16 protein-coding genes and 1 tRNA gene are annotated in these 14,293 nt (G+C 41.0%); 6 read left to right on the top strand and 11 right to left on the bottom strand.

Annotated elements, in window-relative coordinates; translation table 11 throughout:
- Positions 1-3: 3 nt before the first annotated feature.
- Together ACZFYI_RS01305 and ACZFYI_RS01300 are read right to left on the bottom strand one after the other, a co-directional pair.
- Positions 4-741, bottom strand: a complete 738-nt coding sequence (locus tag ACZFYI_RS01305) for a DUF2092 domain-containing protein (protein ID WP_462522315.1) — start codon at positions 739-741, stop codon at positions 4-6.
- Between the two features lie 171 nt (positions 742-912).
- A complete protein-coding gene (locus ACZFYI_RS01300) occupies positions 913-1,614 on the bottom strand; it encodes a TVP38/TMEM64 family protein (RefSeq protein WP_462522314.1) in 702 nt (233 codons plus the stop codon).
- Positions 1,615-1,685: 71 nt separating this feature from the next.
- Here ACZFYI_RS01300 and ACZFYI_RS01295 point away from each other — a divergent pair, with 71 nt between their 5' ends.
- The 4 genes from ACZFYI_RS01295 (at position 1,686) to ACZFYI_RS01280 (ending at position 4,605) form a co-directional block, all read left to right on the top strand.
- Positions 1,686-2,831: a cystathionine gamma-synthase gene (locus tag ACZFYI_RS01295; RefSeq protein ID WP_462522313.1), complete on the top strand. Its 1,146-nt coding sequence runs from the start codon at positions 1,686-1,688 to the stop codon at positions 2,829-2,831.
- Positions 2,832-3,017: 186 nt separating this feature from the next.
- Positions 3,018-3,090 (top strand) — tRNA-Gly (locus ACZFYI_RS01290).
- Between the two features lie 166 nt (positions 3,091-3,256).
- Entirely contained in the window at positions 3,257-3,970 is a 714-nt protein-coding gene (locus ACZFYI_RS01285; RefSeq protein ID WP_462522312.1) for an SDR family oxidoreductase, read from the top strand.
- Between the two features lie 113 nt (positions 3,971-4,083).
- Positions 4,084-4,605 (top strand): GNAT family N-acetyltransferase, encoded by a 522-nt coding sequence (locus tag ACZFYI_RS01280; RefSeq protein ID WP_462522311.1) that lies wholly within the window; start codon positions 4,084-4,086, stop codon positions 4,603-4,605.
- A 9-nt stretch (positions 4,606-4,614) separates the two neighbouring features.
- On the opposite strand, the gene ACZFYI_RS01275 is transcribed toward ACZFYI_RS01280, so the two are convergent.
- The 9 genes from ACZFYI_RS01275 to ACZFYI_RS01235 all read right to left on the bottom strand — a co-directional run bounded on the left by ACZFYI_RS01275 (position 4,615) and on the right by ACZFYI_RS01235 (position 12,155).
- Complete coding sequence (locus ACZFYI_RS01275) at positions 4,615-5,193, bottom strand: hypothetical protein (protein WP_462522310.1); 579 nt, start codon at positions 5,191-5,193, stop codon at positions 4,615-4,617.
- Positions 5,193-5,588 (bottom strand): VOC family protein, encoded by a 396-nt coding sequence (locus ACZFYI_RS01270; protein ID WP_462522309.1) that lies wholly within the window; start codon positions 5,586-5,588, stop codon positions 5,193-5,195. The genes ACZFYI_RS01275 and ACZFYI_RS01270 overlap by 1 nt, the downstream gene beginning before the upstream one ends.
- Positions 5,589-5,640: 52 nt before the next feature.
- Complete coding sequence (locus ACZFYI_RS01265) at positions 5,641-6,351, bottom strand: SGNH/GDSL hydrolase family protein (RefSeq protein WP_462522308.1); 711 nt, start codon at positions 6,349-6,351, stop codon at positions 5,641-5,643.
- 76 nt (positions 6,352-6,427) lie between these two features.
- Positions 6,428-6,784 (bottom strand): translation initiation factor, encoded by a 357-nt coding sequence (locus ACZFYI_RS01260; protein WP_462522307.1) that lies wholly within the window; start codon positions 6,782-6,784, stop codon positions 6,428-6,430.
- Position 6,785: 1 nt separating this feature from the next.
- Positions 6,786-7,637 carry a universal stress protein gene (locus ACZFYI_RS01255; protein ID WP_462522306.1) on the bottom strand — a complete coding sequence of 284 codons (852 nt, stop codon included), beginning with the start codon at positions 7,635-7,637 and terminating at the stop codon, positions 6,786-6,788.
- Positions 7,638-7,705: 68 nt separating this feature from the next.
- Positions 7,706-8,620, bottom strand: a complete 915-nt coding sequence (locus ACZFYI_RS01250) for a 1,4-dihydroxy-2-naphthoate polyprenyltransferase (protein WP_462522305.1) — start codon at positions 8,618-8,620, stop codon at positions 7,706-7,708.
- Between the two features lie 80 nt (positions 8,621-8,700).
- Complete coding sequence (locus ACZFYI_RS01245; protein ID WP_462522304.1) at positions 8,701-9,282, bottom strand: glutathione peroxidase; 582 nt, start codon at positions 9,280-9,282, stop codon at positions 8,701-8,703.
- Position 9,283: 1 nt separating this feature from the next.
- A complete protein-coding gene (gene argS, locus ACZFYI_RS01240) occupies positions 9,284-11,074 on the bottom strand; it encodes an arginine--tRNA ligase (RefSeq protein WP_462522303.1) in 1,791 nt (596 codons plus the stop codon).
- 130 nt (positions 11,075-11,204) lie between these two features.
- A complete protein-coding gene (locus ACZFYI_RS01235) occupies positions 11,205-12,155 on the bottom strand; it encodes an arginase (RefSeq protein ID WP_462522302.1) in 951 nt (316 codons plus the stop codon).
- 231 nt (positions 12,156-12,386) lie between these two features.
- Here ACZFYI_RS01235 and ACZFYI_RS01230 point away from each other — a divergent pair, with 231 nt between their 5' ends.
- Both ACZFYI_RS01230 and ACZFYI_RS01225 read left to right on the top strand, forming a co-directional pair.
- Complete coding sequence (locus tag ACZFYI_RS01230; RefSeq protein ID WP_462522301.1) at positions 12,387-13,679, top strand: APC family permease; 1,293 nt, start codon at positions 12,387-12,389, stop codon at positions 13,677-13,679.
- Positions 13,676-14,293: aminotransferase class I/II-fold pyridoxal phosphate-dependent enzyme (locus tag ACZFYI_RS01225; RefSeq protein WP_462522300.1), on the top strand; the 618-nt coding region annotated here is incomplete at its 3' end. The genes ACZFYI_RS01230 and ACZFYI_RS01225, both read left to right, overlap by 4 nt.

Raw genomic sequence — 14,293 nt, 5'->3', positions numbered from 1 at the left:
AATTCAATAAGTTGATGATTTTGAAACGAAATTAATTCTTCTTGCATTTTCTGGAGCCACAAAGTCAAAAATGGCATCAGGTAAGTCAGCGTTCAATTTCCAATTGAGGAATATTCCTTCAAATTGAAGCATCTCTCCATCCTTTTTTTCATGGATCACATACTTGGCAGGTAGGGCAAATGTATCATTGGTGATCCAAATCTGAATATGTTTATCACTTCCTTTGGCTACAATATGGTGGTATTGTTTCCCATCATAATTGACTAGACCTAGATAATAAATACTTTCACTGTACTCCAATAAGTCATCTGTAAATGTAGGGTAAAAGAAATCCGCGGCCGGAAAATCTACCCCAAAGTCTGCATTGACCATGTCAATGGTTTCAATGATGTTGTCGGGGGTTTCGATAAAACCATAGGTATTCCCGGTAAAGGAGTAATACATCAACATATCAGTGTTATACCAATACGCAAATTCCTCTCTCGGACCTTTGGTATGGACATGCATTTTGTCCGGACCTTTGAAAAAAACATCATGAGTAGAATAGTTTCTGATGATTCCTTTCATAGGATCAGATACATCTACTCCGGTTTTCAAGCTGAAACTACATGACTGAAGGTCGCCGATGACCTGGCTCATTCGGTCCAAAAGGACCACCGCTCTTGCATCAAAGGTACTGTCCTGCGCATTGGCGCTATAGACCAATAATAATGCAATTATAAAACATCCGATTTTTCGCATACACTTTTGGTAATTTGTAAATGACTATTCATTAATGTTAATATGTAAATTTAATTGGAAACTATTGGGACAAACAGCTATGGTTTGTATAAAAATCAGGTTTTTTTACATGAATGAAAATCAATTTAGGGATTTCTCTTCAAGAGGGGATTGAATGAAGCTTGGTTTTTCTTATTTTCTTTTAAAAAACCGCCAAATTCCCCAAAAACTCAAAGCCAAAAGCCCCATGAAAATCCAGGCTTTTCCAGAAATACCTTCCTGATTGATCGCACCATAAATATCTGAACCAAGCGTTCCGGCCCAAAAGGTAATAATTGTTCTTGGCAACATTCCGATACTTCCAAAAATCAACAATTTTTTTAATCCCACATGGAGCAAAGAAAAAAGCAAATTGGAAACAGCAAATGGAATAACGGGACTAAGTCTGCCAAAGAAAACCAATTCCCCTATCCTGTTTCTTTTGCTCTCTATCATGTTTTTGGCTTTGGGGTACTTGTCCAAAATAAGATAAAGGCTTTCCCCTCCAAGTCTTTTTCCCCAAGCATATCCCAAAACAGCGGCAAAATTATATCCCAAAAACAAGAGTGGAAATGCCTCCATACCAAAAAAAAATCCTGAAAGCACTGCCAATAAGGTCGTAGGCATAAGGGCAAAGCCCATGAGCAAGGTGACAGATACGAGATATACCAAGCCAACCAATGGGATAGAAAAATCAAGGTCCTGGAGAAATTGGGAATAGTTGACCGCTAAAGGTACTCCTGTCAGACTTCCCACCGAGGGCATTACAGATACCCAAAGGAGGCCCAATGCTACTGCAGGATTAATCCTGTAAGCGGATTGGAATTCCTTGAATATGCCTCGCTTTTTTTCCATCTTTGAGCCACTGAAGCGTAAAGAAAACCAAAACTTCGGAATTAAACCCAAAGAAATTAGACAGCAGAAATATGAAATTTGGAACAAAAGCCATCCATGCCGGTGTAGAGCCGGATCCATCCACAGGGGCCATCATGACCCCGATTTTCCAGACCTCCACCTATGTCCAAAAATCTCCGGGGGTTCACAAGGGCTATGAATATGCAAGAACACAAAACCCGACTAGGGACGCTTTGCAAAAAAATCTTGCTGCTTTGGAAAACGGAAAGCATGGATTGTGCTTTTCATCTGGTCTGGGGGCCATCGATGCCGTGGTCAAATTGCTAAATCCGGGCGATGAGGTTATTAGTACAAATGACCTTTATGGGGGGACTTACAGGATTTTTACCAAAGTTTTTGAGCGGTATGGCATCAAATTTCATTTTATTTCTATGGAAGATCCTGCGTCCATCGAATCCTGCATCAACAAAAACACCAAGATGATCTGGGCCGAAACACCCACCAACCCGATGATGAATATCATCGATATAGATGAAATCGGAAAGATTGCGAAAAAGCACAAGATCTTATTTGCTGTGGATAATACTTTTGCAACGCCATTTCTCCAAAATCCATTGGACTTGGGTGCGGATATCGTCATGCATTCGGTTACCAAATACATTGCAGGTCATTCTGATACTGTCATGGGTGCATTGGTTGTGAATGACGATGTATTGGCAAAGGAATTGGCTTTTATCCAAAATGCATGTGGCGCGACACCTGGGCCGCAGGATTGCTTCTTGGTATTGCGAGGAATCAAGACCCTCCATATCAGAATGGAAAGACATTGCGAGAATGGGGCAGCAATTGCACATTTTTTAAAATCACATCCAAAAGTGGACAAGGTATATTGGCCGGGATTCGAAACCCATCCCAACCATGAAGTCGCCAAAAAGCAGATGCGTGGCTTTGGCGGTATGATTTCTTTTGTGATCAAAGGCAATAAATTGGAAGATGCGATCAAAGTACTGGAGAGCATGCACTATTTTTCCTTGGCGGAATCATTGGGTGGAGTAGAATCACTTTGTGGCCATCCGGCTACTATGACACATGCAAGTATCCCAAAAGCCGAAAGGGAAAAAGTCGGCTTGGTTGATTCACTTATTCGCCTCAGTGTGGGAATTGAGGATGTGGAAGACCTGAAAGATGACCTTGCACAAGCGCTGGAATTGGTATAGATCTAAAAAAACTGTCTGTAAGATATTCTGCCACCTGGCTTAGTTGATATCTTTCCAATTGGCTGGGTTGGTAATGTATTAATGATAATTCAGAATCCGATTCAATCCAATCAAAAAAAATAGCTTTGTAAAAGCTAAAAATCGGATTTTATCTTTGTGAAATTGTCCTTAAATTTAAGAAAGTAAGCGGGTGTAGCTCAGTTGGTAGAGCGTCAGCTTCCCAAGCTGAAGGCCGTCGGTTCGAGACCGATTACCCGCTCTTTTTTTTGGATGACAAATACTTTTTTCAAATCAACGGAATAGGGTATAAAATATGATTTAATCTTTGGCATCTACTGCCAAATCCAAATAGCTCATTTGAACCTCCAATAGCCAAATGGGGTTCTATTAATGCATACCAATTTATTTTTAAACCAAATATGACCATGCAAAATCTTGAAAACAAAACAGCATTGATCACCGGCGGAAGCAAGGGGATCGGTTACGGGATTGCTGCCGCTTTGATGGGGCAAGGGATGAATGTAGCTATTACAAGCCGTTCACAAAAAAGTGCAGATGAGGCAGCGGACGAATTGAATAAATCCGGAAAGGGGAAAGCAATAGGAATAAAAGCTGATGTCAGGGATTTTGAATCCCAGCAAAAAGCAGTTGAAGCTGTCATGAAGAAATGGGGCAGGTTGGACCTTTTGGTTGCCAATGCCGGTGTAGGTTTTTTTGCCTCGATCGAAGACATGACTTTGGAGCAATGGCATGATACTATCGACACCAATCTGACAGGTGTATTCTATAGCTTAAAAGCAGGATTGGATGGATTGAAAGCCTCTAAAGGTTATTTCATTTCTATATCTTCATTGGCCGGAACCAATTTCTTTATTAATGGATCGGCATACAATGCCAGTAAATTTGGGGTGACAGGATTTACCCAAGCGGCAATGTTGGATCTTCGCGGTCTTGGAGTTCGGGCTACGACCATCATGCCGGGTTCAGTGGCTACTTATTTCAATAACCACAAGCCAAATGAAAAGGATGCCTGGAAGATTCAGATTGAGGATTTGGGGCAAATGGTAGTGGATTTGATGCATATGAATCCAAGGACTCTCCCAAGTAAAATAGAAGTCAGACCGAGTATGCCGGCCTGATAAATAATGTAATTGAATCTCAAAAAAACCGGGCTCAAAATTGATTTTTCAATTTTGAGCCCGGTTTTTTTTATTTTGGAGACTTATTGGCCTTTTACTCCCACTTGAAATCAATGAATACTCCCATTGAAACAGAACGACTACTCCTAAAAGAATTAGATGCGGAGGATTTACTATTTATAATTGAACTGCTCAACAGTCCTGGTTGGCTGAAGTACATCGGTGACCGTGGGGTCAAAACCACTGAAGAAGGAATGGAATATCTGAAAAATGGACCTTGGAAAAGTTATGAAGAAAATGGTTTTGGTCTTTATAAAGCCACGCTGAAAGATCTTGGAACCCCAATCGGTTTATGTGGTCTACTCAAAAGGGAGTCTTTGAAACATCCCGATTTGGGTTTTGCTTTCCTACCGGAATATATGGGAAAAGGATATGCTTTTGAAGCTTCAAAAAAGGTTTTGGAGTTTTCTAGGGAGTCTCTAAATATTACTATTTTTCAGGCAATCACCCTTCCGGACAATATGTTATCGATTAGACTTTTAAAAAAGTTAGGGTTCCTTTATTTGAGCCCTTTTCGGTTTTTGGAAGGGGAGGAATTACATCTTTTTCAGTTAATCTTGAAAGAAAATCCCTAAAGGAAATTTTTATACAACCAGTCCGATCAAGCCGAAAATTACTCCAATAAAGGAGCCAATTACCAGCTCCATGGTATCGTGTCTTTTCATTTCCCACCTTGACCATGATACCGCCAATGCAAAAATCAAGGTAATGAAACCCTGTAAAATCCCAATTCCAAAAATATTCACTACAATATAAAATCCGATTCCTGCATGCATGGAAGCTTTTATTTTGAAATTGACCATAGCCATTATCAGTACCATCACAAAAAACACGAGGGTTTGGTGAATGACTTCCACAGGAAAATCCAATATCCAAAACACGAACAACAAAATCACGAAAAGGCTGATTGCAAAAGGATAGAAGCCCATCCTTTGTTTTCGGTCAGACACGTCAAAGTTGGTGTACTCCCCCTTTTTCATTTTTCTCAAATTATTCCAGATGATCGGCACTGCCACAAGGGAAATGACAAGCAAGGATACAAGGATGGCAGTATTCCTTTCAAGGTTCTGAAATGACATAAAAATGACATAGGCATTCCCTAACAGCAAAGGATGGCCAATGACGGAAATAAATTTGGCGGTTTTTTGCCGGTTTACAATCATCAGGCCGGTTGGATAAGGTCCCAAAGATTACCGTACAGATCCTCAAATACAGCAACAGTCCCGTAAGGTTCCTTGCTTTTAGGACGGAAGATTTTGATGTTTTGGTCGAGGAGATTTTGGTAATCCCTTTCGAAATCATCTGTATAAAGGAATAAAAACACCCGCCCGCCACTCTGATTGCCGATGGCCTTTATTTGGGATTCGTCAGCCGCTTTGGCTAACAGTATTTCACATTGCCCACTTTCATAGCCGGGAGGTGCTATCCGTACCCATCTTTTGGTCGGAGACATATGGGTATCTTCCAATAATTGGAAGTGGAGCTTATTGGTATAGAATGCGATGGCTTCGTCATAGTCTCGGACTACCAACGCAAATTTTGCAATGAATTGTTTCATTGTTTGTTCTTATGGAAAATGGATTGTCAAATTTAATTGGCTTCTTCTTTATTTAAATTTTCAAAGCGATATGGGAAGCAATAAGTTCATAACCAAAGTCCGAAGGATGAATACCATCTTCTGAATAAAATGCCTCAGAGGTTTCGGTTTCCTGATTTTCAAATGAGAGATTTGAGATTTTTTTTTCAAGAAGTTGCGGTTCTTTTGATAATAAATCCCTGTGCCATCCCAAGAAAAAACGCCTGATTCCAGGGATCAGTGGGAACTCCTGAACAGGCGGGATCATGGGGATGATGATTTTTTCCACTCCTTTTTTATCTTTCAAAAACAGGATGAATGATTCTATTTCCTTTCTGAATTTCCATGGCGGGGTAAATTTAAAACAATCATTGGCCCCAATTAAAATGATGGCTTTTGAAAAGGATTGGGACACTTCTATTTCGGACTTTTTGAATAAATCAAAAAGATTTCCAGTCCGTAATCCGTTTTTCCCAAGATTGTAAATGTTGAATTTTCCTTTAGTATGCTCGAATATCTGCGCTGCAAAGGTTCTTTCAGAACTTGTCGCCCCAACGCCGGCAGCAGTGGACTCACCGATTATGAGTATATGGGTGCTGTGATTATCGCTTGTGATTTTTAGAAACTCACTTCTCGGAGGAAGCGAGACCATATTGGACAGAAGTTTTTTCCCCTTGAAATATAGGATAGGAAAAACCGGAATCAACAAGCTCATTTCAAAAAAATATAAAAATCTATTGCGCATTTTCGATGGATAGGTTTGAAACAAAACACCAAGCCTTGATTCAAAGCTTGGTGCAATATTGGAAATTATTGAAAGATCATCCTCCGGTTTTTTTGGCTTTGTAGCCTTCTTGAATCAGAATCTGAAGTACTTTGTCTCGATGGTCACCTTGGATCAGGATTTCTCCCTCTTTGGCACTTCCCCCGACTCCACATTTACTTTTCAAGATTTTGCCAAGTTCTTTGAGGTCTTCATCCGTCCCGACAAATCCCTCTACCAAAGTAACCTGCTTTCCTCCACGAGACTTTTTGTCCAGCAAGACTTTTAGATTCTGTTTTTGCGGAGAAAGAGTTTCTTCCTCTTTGTCTCCTCCAAAACTGAAAGTGAAATCATTGCTGGTAGAATAGACCACTCCGTCTCTTTTCTTCCAATCGTTGTTGGTCTTTTTTGACATTTTATTTTTTTGATTTCATAGTCCATACCGGTCTTTGGGCAGCATTGACTACATCTTCGGCAATACTTCCGCTCAGCAGGTGAAGGAATCCTGTCCTTCCATGGGTAGCCATAGCGATCATATCGGCATTGACATCATCGGCAAATTCAAGGATACCTTCCTCTTCTGAAGTGCTGTTGTACACCTGCATGGAGGCAGCTTCTATCTCAAAATCTTCCACAAAGGTTTTCATTTTTTCCATGGAAGTCCTTGTACTTTCAAACATCGAAGGGGTATTGATTTTGACTAAATGAAGCTTCGCATTAATTGTGTTAATGGCGGCTTTCAATCTGTCTATTACCTCACTTGGGACATTATTGAAATCACTTGCAAATATCACTTTTTGGATGCTGTCAACGAAGATAGGACCTTTGACAGTGATGACCGGACAGGAAGCATGTCTCACTACTTTTTCAGTGTTGCTTCCTACCAAAACCTCCTCCATGCCTGAGGAGCCTTTGCTGCCCATAATTACAATGTCCGCTTTGGCATCTACTATTTCCTTTGAAATTCCTGCAAAAGGATTTCCAAAAACCATTTTTGTCTCAAACTTAAAACCTGCGTCTGTAAATTCTTCTTCAAGAGCAGCCAGCTGTTTTTTTCTCTTTTCAATAAGTTCGATCATAAAAATCTGACTTGACTCATTGCTAAAGGCACCCACTTCTCCTATCGTAGAGAAACTCTGCGGAGATGGTAGCTCGATGACGTGAAGGAGCTCTAATTTGTTTTTTGTCCTTTTTGCCAATTCGGTGGCAAATTCAAAAGCAAAGTTTGCTTCTTTGGAAAAATCATAAGGAACGAGAATTGTTTTCATGTTATAGGGTGTTTATTGATGCTGGAAAATACAAAAATTACCTCAATCCTTAACGGAACTAACTCATTTTATCTAAAAAATAATATTCCAAAACCAAAAGCCATTACCCATAACAAGGTTGAAATTGCCATTTTTTTAAGATAGGGATCAAGTTCTCTAGCTTCGGTTTTTGATGCCACAGACTTTCCAACCGAAGCCATGATAGGAAGGGTAGCCAAGGCAAACAAACATCCTAAAGTCTGGTTAGCGATCGCAAACACCACCAATGAAAAATTACCACCAAGAATCAGCATCCAATTGTAAATGACCGCTTTTTTTCGCCCTACACGGACGGGAATGGATTTTTTACCAGCTTTGGTATCTGCCGTAATGTCCCGGATGTTATTGATATTCAATACAGATGTGCTGAAGAATCCAAGTGATACAGCCGGAAAAATGATACTCCAATCAAAGGAAAGTGAATGTAGAAAATACGTACCGATCACACCCAACAAACCAAAAAACAAGAAGACTGAAATATCACCTAACCCTGCATATCCATAAGGCTTACTGCCTGAAGTATAAGTCACCGCTGCTAAGATGGCTGCGATTCCCAAACCCAAAAACAGCAGAAAAATCTTCCAATCCTGTAGAGAAATATAAAGTAGAGCCAACCCTGAGACAAGTGACAGACCTCCTAATAAAATCATTGCTTTCTTCATTTCTCCCAAGCTGATGATGCCTGACTGAACAGCCCTAATGGGGCCTTCCCGATCTGCAGAGTCTGCACCATGGATACTATCCCCATAATCGTTTGCAAGATTGGAAAGGATCTGAAGAAATACTGTGGTCAATGCAGCCATCAAAAACACCCAAAAGCGAAACTCCCCTTGGTATGCTGCCAAAAATGAACCCATTAAAATACTGGACAAAGCCAAGGGCAGGGTTCTCAGCCGGATGGCATGCATCCATGCTTGCTTTTTATTGGATAAGGTGACTTCCACTTTTTGATTTTGATCCAAAACTAACAAAAAGACCTGTTTCCGGAAGGAAAACAGGTCTGATTCTCACAATAAATATTTTTTTATTCAGCTATCAACTGGAGAATTTCTTCATCCATCGGCTTCACTGAAGAAGCAAAAAACTTCACAAGTTCACCTTTTTCATTGATGAAATATTTGCAGAAGTTCCATGTAGGCTCCTTGTCATTCCATCCGTTCAGGTCTTTGTCTGAAAGCCATTTGTAAAGAGGGGCTTTGTCATCACCTTTTACAGATATTTTGTCCATCATCATAAAGGTGACCCCGAACTTAGAAGAGCAGAATTCTTTGATTTCCTCATTGGTTCCCGGTTCCTGACCTCCAAAGTTATTGGCAGGAAAACCTATGATCGTCACTTCATCGCCATGTTCTTGATGAAGTTTCTGGAGGTCTTCATACTGTTTGGTATAGCCACATTTTGAGGCTACATTTACCAAAAGTAGTTTCTTTCCTTTGAATTGGGAGAAATCCACTTCCTGACCATTGATGTCTTTCATTTTAAAATCATAAAAGGAATTTTCCATCATCATTTGATCTAGTGGTACATTGTTGGCTGGTTGTTGCTTTTGGATAAAGCCTGTGAAGGCTAAAGCGATGATTGCAAAAGTGCTTAGGATTTTTTTCATATTACATTCTGTCTGGGACTTTAATTCCTAATAACTGCATGCCCTTGCGAATTGTTTTGGCGGTGATGGCAGAAACTGCAATTCTAAAGGATTGGACCTTGGGATCATTTTCATGGAAGATAGATAATTCTGCATAGAATCGGTTGTATTCTTTTGCCAGTTCAAATAGATATTGTGCCAAAACGGAAGGTGAGTACTCTTCTCCTGCTGCCATGATTTTTTTCTCAAACTCATTTAATACCACGATCAGATCCCTTTCTGCAGGTTCAAGTTTGTCCAATCCTTCAAATCCCGCATTGGTGTAATCTACCCCGATCTGATCCGCTTTGCGTAGAATCGATGCGATCCTAGCATGGGAATATTGGATGAATGGACCGGTATTGCCTTGGAATTCTATGGATTCCTGAGGATTGAAAAGCATTCTTTTCTTTGGATCCACTTTGAGCAGGAAATATTTCAAAGCGCCCATTCCTAATATTTCATAGAGTTCGGCTGCTTTTTCTGTGCTGAATCCATCTATTTTGCCTAACTCCTTGGTGTGGCTTTCGGCTGTATCGATCATTTCCTGCATGAGGTCATCCGCATCGACCACAGTACCTTCCCTAGATTTCATCTTTCCGGTAGGCAAATCCACCATACCATAGGATAAGTGGTACAAACCATCCCCGTAAGGACGGCCAAGTTTGCGCATGATCTTAAACAATACATCAAAATGGTAGTCCTGCTCGTTGCCGACCACATAGACCGATTTGTCAAAATGAAAATCCTGGTATTTCAATTCGCAAGTCCCCATGTCCTGCGTAATATAGACCGAAGTGCCATCTGCCCTTAGGACAAGTTTTTCGTCAAGGCCTTCAGCTGATAAGTCCACCCATACAGAACCGTTTTCTTTTTTGAAGAAAACACCCTTTTCCAATCCCTCTTCTACGATATTTTTTCCCAAAAGATAGGTGTCCGATTCGTAATAAAACTTATCGAAATCAACACCCATTTTTTTGTAAGTCGCATCAAAACCCTCATATACCCATCCGTTCATGGTTTTCCAAAGATCGACGACGGCTTTGTCACCGGCTTCCCATAATCTCAGCATTTCTTGGGCTTCGAGCATTAAGGGTGCATTTTTCTTGGCCTGCTCTTCCGTTTGGCCTTCAGCTACCAACTTTTGTATTTCCTTCTTATACTCTTTGTCAAAAATCACATAATATTTTCCTGCCAAATGGTCTCCTTTCAATCCACTTGATGTTGGAGTTTCTCCGTTTCCATGGTGTCGGTAAGCGACCATGGACTTGCAGATATGAATACCACGGTCGTTGACCAGGTTGGCTTTGATTACCTCATAGCCATTGGCCTTTAATATTTCGGCAACCGAATACCCAAGAAAATTATTCCTCAGGTGTCCGAGGTGAAGGGGCTTGTTGGTATTGGGGCTGCTGTATTCCACCATTACCTTTTTCCCGTTTGCAGGCAGTTGGCCTAAATGGGGGTTGCTATAGATCTTTGAGAAAATATCCAACCAAGAAGTCTCGCTGACAGAGATGTTTAGGAAGCCTTTGACAATATTGAAAGTGGATACCACCTCACAGTTTGTGACTAGATATTCTCCGATTTTGGTGCCGGAAGCCCCGGGATTGAGTTTGGTGATTTCCAAAAAAGGAAAAACCACAAAGGTGAAAGTCCCCTCAAATTCCTTTCGGGTGGGTTGAAGGGCAAGTTCTTCAAGAGTTGCATGATGCCCAAAAAGCTCCAAAAAAGCTTGTTGGATAGTAGCTGTTATTTTCTGTTCTATATTCATGGAATAGACATGAGACGTGAGACATGAGATTTGAGACTGTGGCCATAGATTGGTTTTAGTATCTCTTTCTCAGTTTTTAAATTTTATCCTTTTATTAATCAAATAACCAATAACCAAATTACCCTTAACCCTAAAAATGATCCACCAATGACTTGGTGGTAGCTTCAAGGATATCAAAGGCATTTTCGGCCATCAGGTTTTCGGAATCAAGGGTCGGGTTCACTTCGACGATTTCCCAACAGCAAACCCGCTTGTCCTTGATCAATTCTGTATTGAGTTCAAGGGCTTCTTTTACTGTCAATCCATTTGCAACAGGCGTTCCGGTTCCCATAGAAATCGATGAATCCAAACTGTCCACATCAAAGGATATGTAAATCTGATCGCAATTGCCCAAAATGCTGAGAGCCTCTTCCGCGACTTTGGTAATTCCGAGGCTTCTTACTTCTTCCGTAGAGAAATTTTTGATACCGTATTTTTTGATCAGAAAATCCTCAGGTGTCTCGGTGTCTCGTACAGAAATAAAGACGATGTCTTCTGCTTTGATTTTTGGTGCATCTCCACCGATTTTTTTTATTTTCTCCCAATACTGAAGCGTCTCTTCAGCAGGTTGATTGACTTCGCAGTCTCTATTGTCAGTCTGAATGCACATCGCCAAAGGCATTCCGTGCATGTTTCCCGAAGGAGTTGTAAAGGGGGTGTGGAGGTCTGCATGTGCATCGATCCAGACCACGCCAAGTCTTTTTTCGGGATGGGCAGCTTTGATTCCCATGATGGTTCCTGCAGCAGTGGAATGGTCACCCGCTAATACAATCGGAAACAGTTTCTCCAGTCTCAGGGATTCAATGGTGCTGTAGACATTTTTCAGAACCTGATAGACGCCATCGATGTATTTGGCATTTGGGTGTTTGTTTCCTTTCCAAAGGAAATTATTGGCATCAGGGACATTGATCGGATCAAATCGGGTGAAGAAATCCGAGGTTTTGTCAAGGCTGGCGATTTTGAGGGCATCTATTCCAAGGCTTGCACCTCTTGTTCCGGCTGCTATTTCTGACCTGACCTCGACCAATTTTATATCTCTCATAGTTGGATTTTCTGGGTTTTATTCAATTCTTATTTCATCGAAGTGCCGCAAAAGTAGTTAAAAAAAGGCTGAAAAACCATTTGAATAGGTTCATTTGAAAAAGTCTAGCCGGTCTAAAATCGGTCTTGTGATGAGTTCAGATTTTTGGATAATCCGGATTTGATGTTAATTCGAGAATTCTGGTTTATTTAGTGAAAGTGAATTGTTGAAAAGGAACTTCAGGCTTTGCTAATGAACATCAAAAATAAAATCGGTTGGAAAACTGCTTCAGGCTTGGTGATTGCCAATATGATCGGAACAGGCGTATTTACCAGTCTAGGTTTTCAGGTAGTAGATAGCCAAAATACCTGGAGTATTGTCCTCCTTTGGGTGATAGGGGGGGTGATGGCATTGATCGGGGCTTTTGTCTATGCGGAGCTTGGGACACATTTCAAACAGTCGGGAGGAGACTATATTTTCCTTTCAAGGACCATTCATCCTGCAGCAGGTTACCTCTATGCCTGGGTTTCTTTGACAGTGGGTTTTTCGGCACCAATATCCATTGCGGCCATGGCCATGGTTAAATACTGGGAGCCGTTGATTGGGTTCAAAAATAGCCAAGCAATAGGAATGGGGGCTATCTTGATGATGGGTCTGTTTCATTCTTTTTCAGTCAACCAATCAGGGCTTGTTCATAATTTTCTAACCGGCGTAAAGTTGCTTTTTGTTTTTGTGCTTATTGGATTGGGCTTTGGTTTCGCTTCAGTTTTGGCAGAAAGCAGTTTTGATTTCAGTGATTCCTGGAAAGGTGAGATTTTAGCTCCGGGATTTGCTGTTTCTCTGATTTACGTTTTTTATGCATACACCGGATGGAATTCCGCGGCATACATCGTGGAGGAGATAGATGAACCAAGAAAAAGTCTTCCCAAAGCGCTGGTTTTTGCGGCATTTTTGGTGATGGTCGTTTATGTATTGCTGCAGCTTGTGTTTTTGAAGCATGCTTCTATTGATCAGCTTGAGGGAAAAGTTCAGGTAGCAACCCTGGCGTTTGGGAATCTTTTCGGAACCCAAGGAGTTTTTTGGGTGAGCCTTTTTATAGGAATACAATTGATTGCTACTATCAGCGGCTATACCTGGGTTGGTCCCAGAATTACCAATGCCATGGCCAAAGATTATACATTTTGGAAACCATTGGCCATCACAAACAAAAATGGAATTCCTGTCCGTGCTATTTGGTTCAATACTTTTGTCAGTTTGCTGCTAATGTTTACCGGATCTTTTGAGTCGATCATGTTGTATGCAGGGTTTGTTCTTCAGGTAATGGGTACATTGACCATTGCGGCTTCTCTCCGGCTCAAAAGCAGAACAGGATTTCGAAGTCCATTCCGTCCATGGCTGCAAATAATTTATATTGTTTTTAGCCTTTGGGTAATGGTTTTCATGCTTTATGACCGTCCAAAAGAAAGCCTTTTTGGATTGGGGATAATCTTTGTAGGTTACATACTTTATGTTTTTGATACATTGAAAAAGCCAAAAACAATATGATTTCTTCCAAACTTCCAGATGTAGGTACGACCATTTTTACTGTCATGTCCAAACTAGCCACCGATTGCAATGCAATCAACTTGGCACAGGGATTTCCGGGTTTTGATTGTTTTCCCTACCTCCATGATCTGGTGGACAAGTATGTCAGTGAAGGTTATAACCAATACGCCCCCATGAGCGGAGTGCCTGTCTTCAAGCAAAGAATTGCCGAAAAAACCAAATCGGTATACGGTGTGGATTTCAATGGCGAATCTGAAGTTACGGTGGTTTCAGGTGCTACGGAAGCACTTTTTGCAGCGGTGACTGCTGTGGTCAGACCTGGAGATGAGGTGATTTTGTTGGAACCTTCCTATGACAGTTATGCACCTGCGGTTGTATTGAATGGAGGAATCCCTATATATGTCTCTCTTCGACTGCCGGACTTTTCAGTTGACTGGAACAAAGTGAAATCTGCAATTACTGACAAAACCCGCCTGATCATGGTCAACACGCCCCACAACCCATGCGGCTATGTCTGGACTCAGGAAGATTTGGATACCTTGGCTGAATTGATCCAAGACAAAGAAATATATATCGTCAGTGATGAAGTCTATGAGCATATTACTTTTGATGGT

This window comes from Aquiflexum sp., from assembly GCF_977115555.1.
This window is presented reverse-complemented; position numbering and strand designations above follow the sequence as displayed.

Coding starts and splice junctions, on each gene's coding strand:
- argS (WP_462522303.1), bottom strand. CDS start 11,074: ATGAATATAGAACAGAAAATAACAGCTACTATCCAACAAGCTTTTTTG.
- ACZFYI_RS01230 (WP_462522301.1), top strand. CDS start 12,387: ATGAACATCAAAAATAAAATCGGTTGGAAAACTGCTTCAGGCTTGGTG.
- ACZFYI_RS01275 (WP_462522310.1), bottom strand. CDS start 5,193: ATGATTGTAAACCGGCAAAAAACCGCCAAATTTATTTCCGTCATTGGC.
- ACZFYI_RS01245 (WP_462522304.1), bottom strand. CDS start 9,282: ATGAAAAAAATCCTAAGCACTTTTGCAATCATCGCTTTAGCCTTCACA.
- ACZFYI_RS01255 (WP_462522306.1), bottom strand. CDS start 7,637: ATGAAAACAATTCTCGTTCCTTATGATTTTTCCAAAGAAGCAAACTTT.
- ACZFYI_RS01270 (WP_462522309.1), bottom strand. CDS start 5,588: ATGAAACAATTCATTGCAAAATTTGCGTTGGTAGTCCGAGACTATGAC.
- ACZFYI_RS01260 (WP_462522307.1), bottom strand. CDS start 6,784: ATGTCAAAAAAGACCAACAACGATTGGAAGAAAAGAGACGGAGTGGTC.
- ACZFYI_RS01265 (WP_462522308.1), bottom strand. CDS start 6,351: ATGCGCAATAGATTTTTATATTTTTTTGAAATGAGCTTGTTGATTCCG.
- ACZFYI_RS01235 (WP_462522302.1), bottom strand. CDS start 12,155: ATGAGAGATATAAAATTGGTCGAGGTCAGGTCAGAAATAGCAGCCGGA.
- ACZFYI_RS01285 (WP_462522312.1), top strand. CDS start 3,257: ATGCAAAATCTTGAAAACAAAACAGCATTGATCACCGGCGGAAGCAAG.
- ACZFYI_RS01295 (WP_462522313.1), top strand. CDS start 1,686: ATGAAATTTGGAACAAAAGCCATCCATGCCGGTGTAGAGCCGGATCCA.
- ACZFYI_RS01300 (WP_462522314.1), bottom strand. CDS start 1,614: ATGGAAAAAAAGCGAGGCATATTCAAGGAATTCCAATCCGCTTACAGG.
- ACZFYI_RS01305 (WP_462522315.1), bottom strand. CDS start 741: ATGCGAAAAATCGGATGTTTTATAATTGCATTATTATTGGTCTATAGC.
- ACZFYI_RS01280 (WP_462522311.1), top strand. CDS start 4,084: ATGAATACTCCCATTGAAACAGAACGACTACTCCTAAAAGAATTAGAT.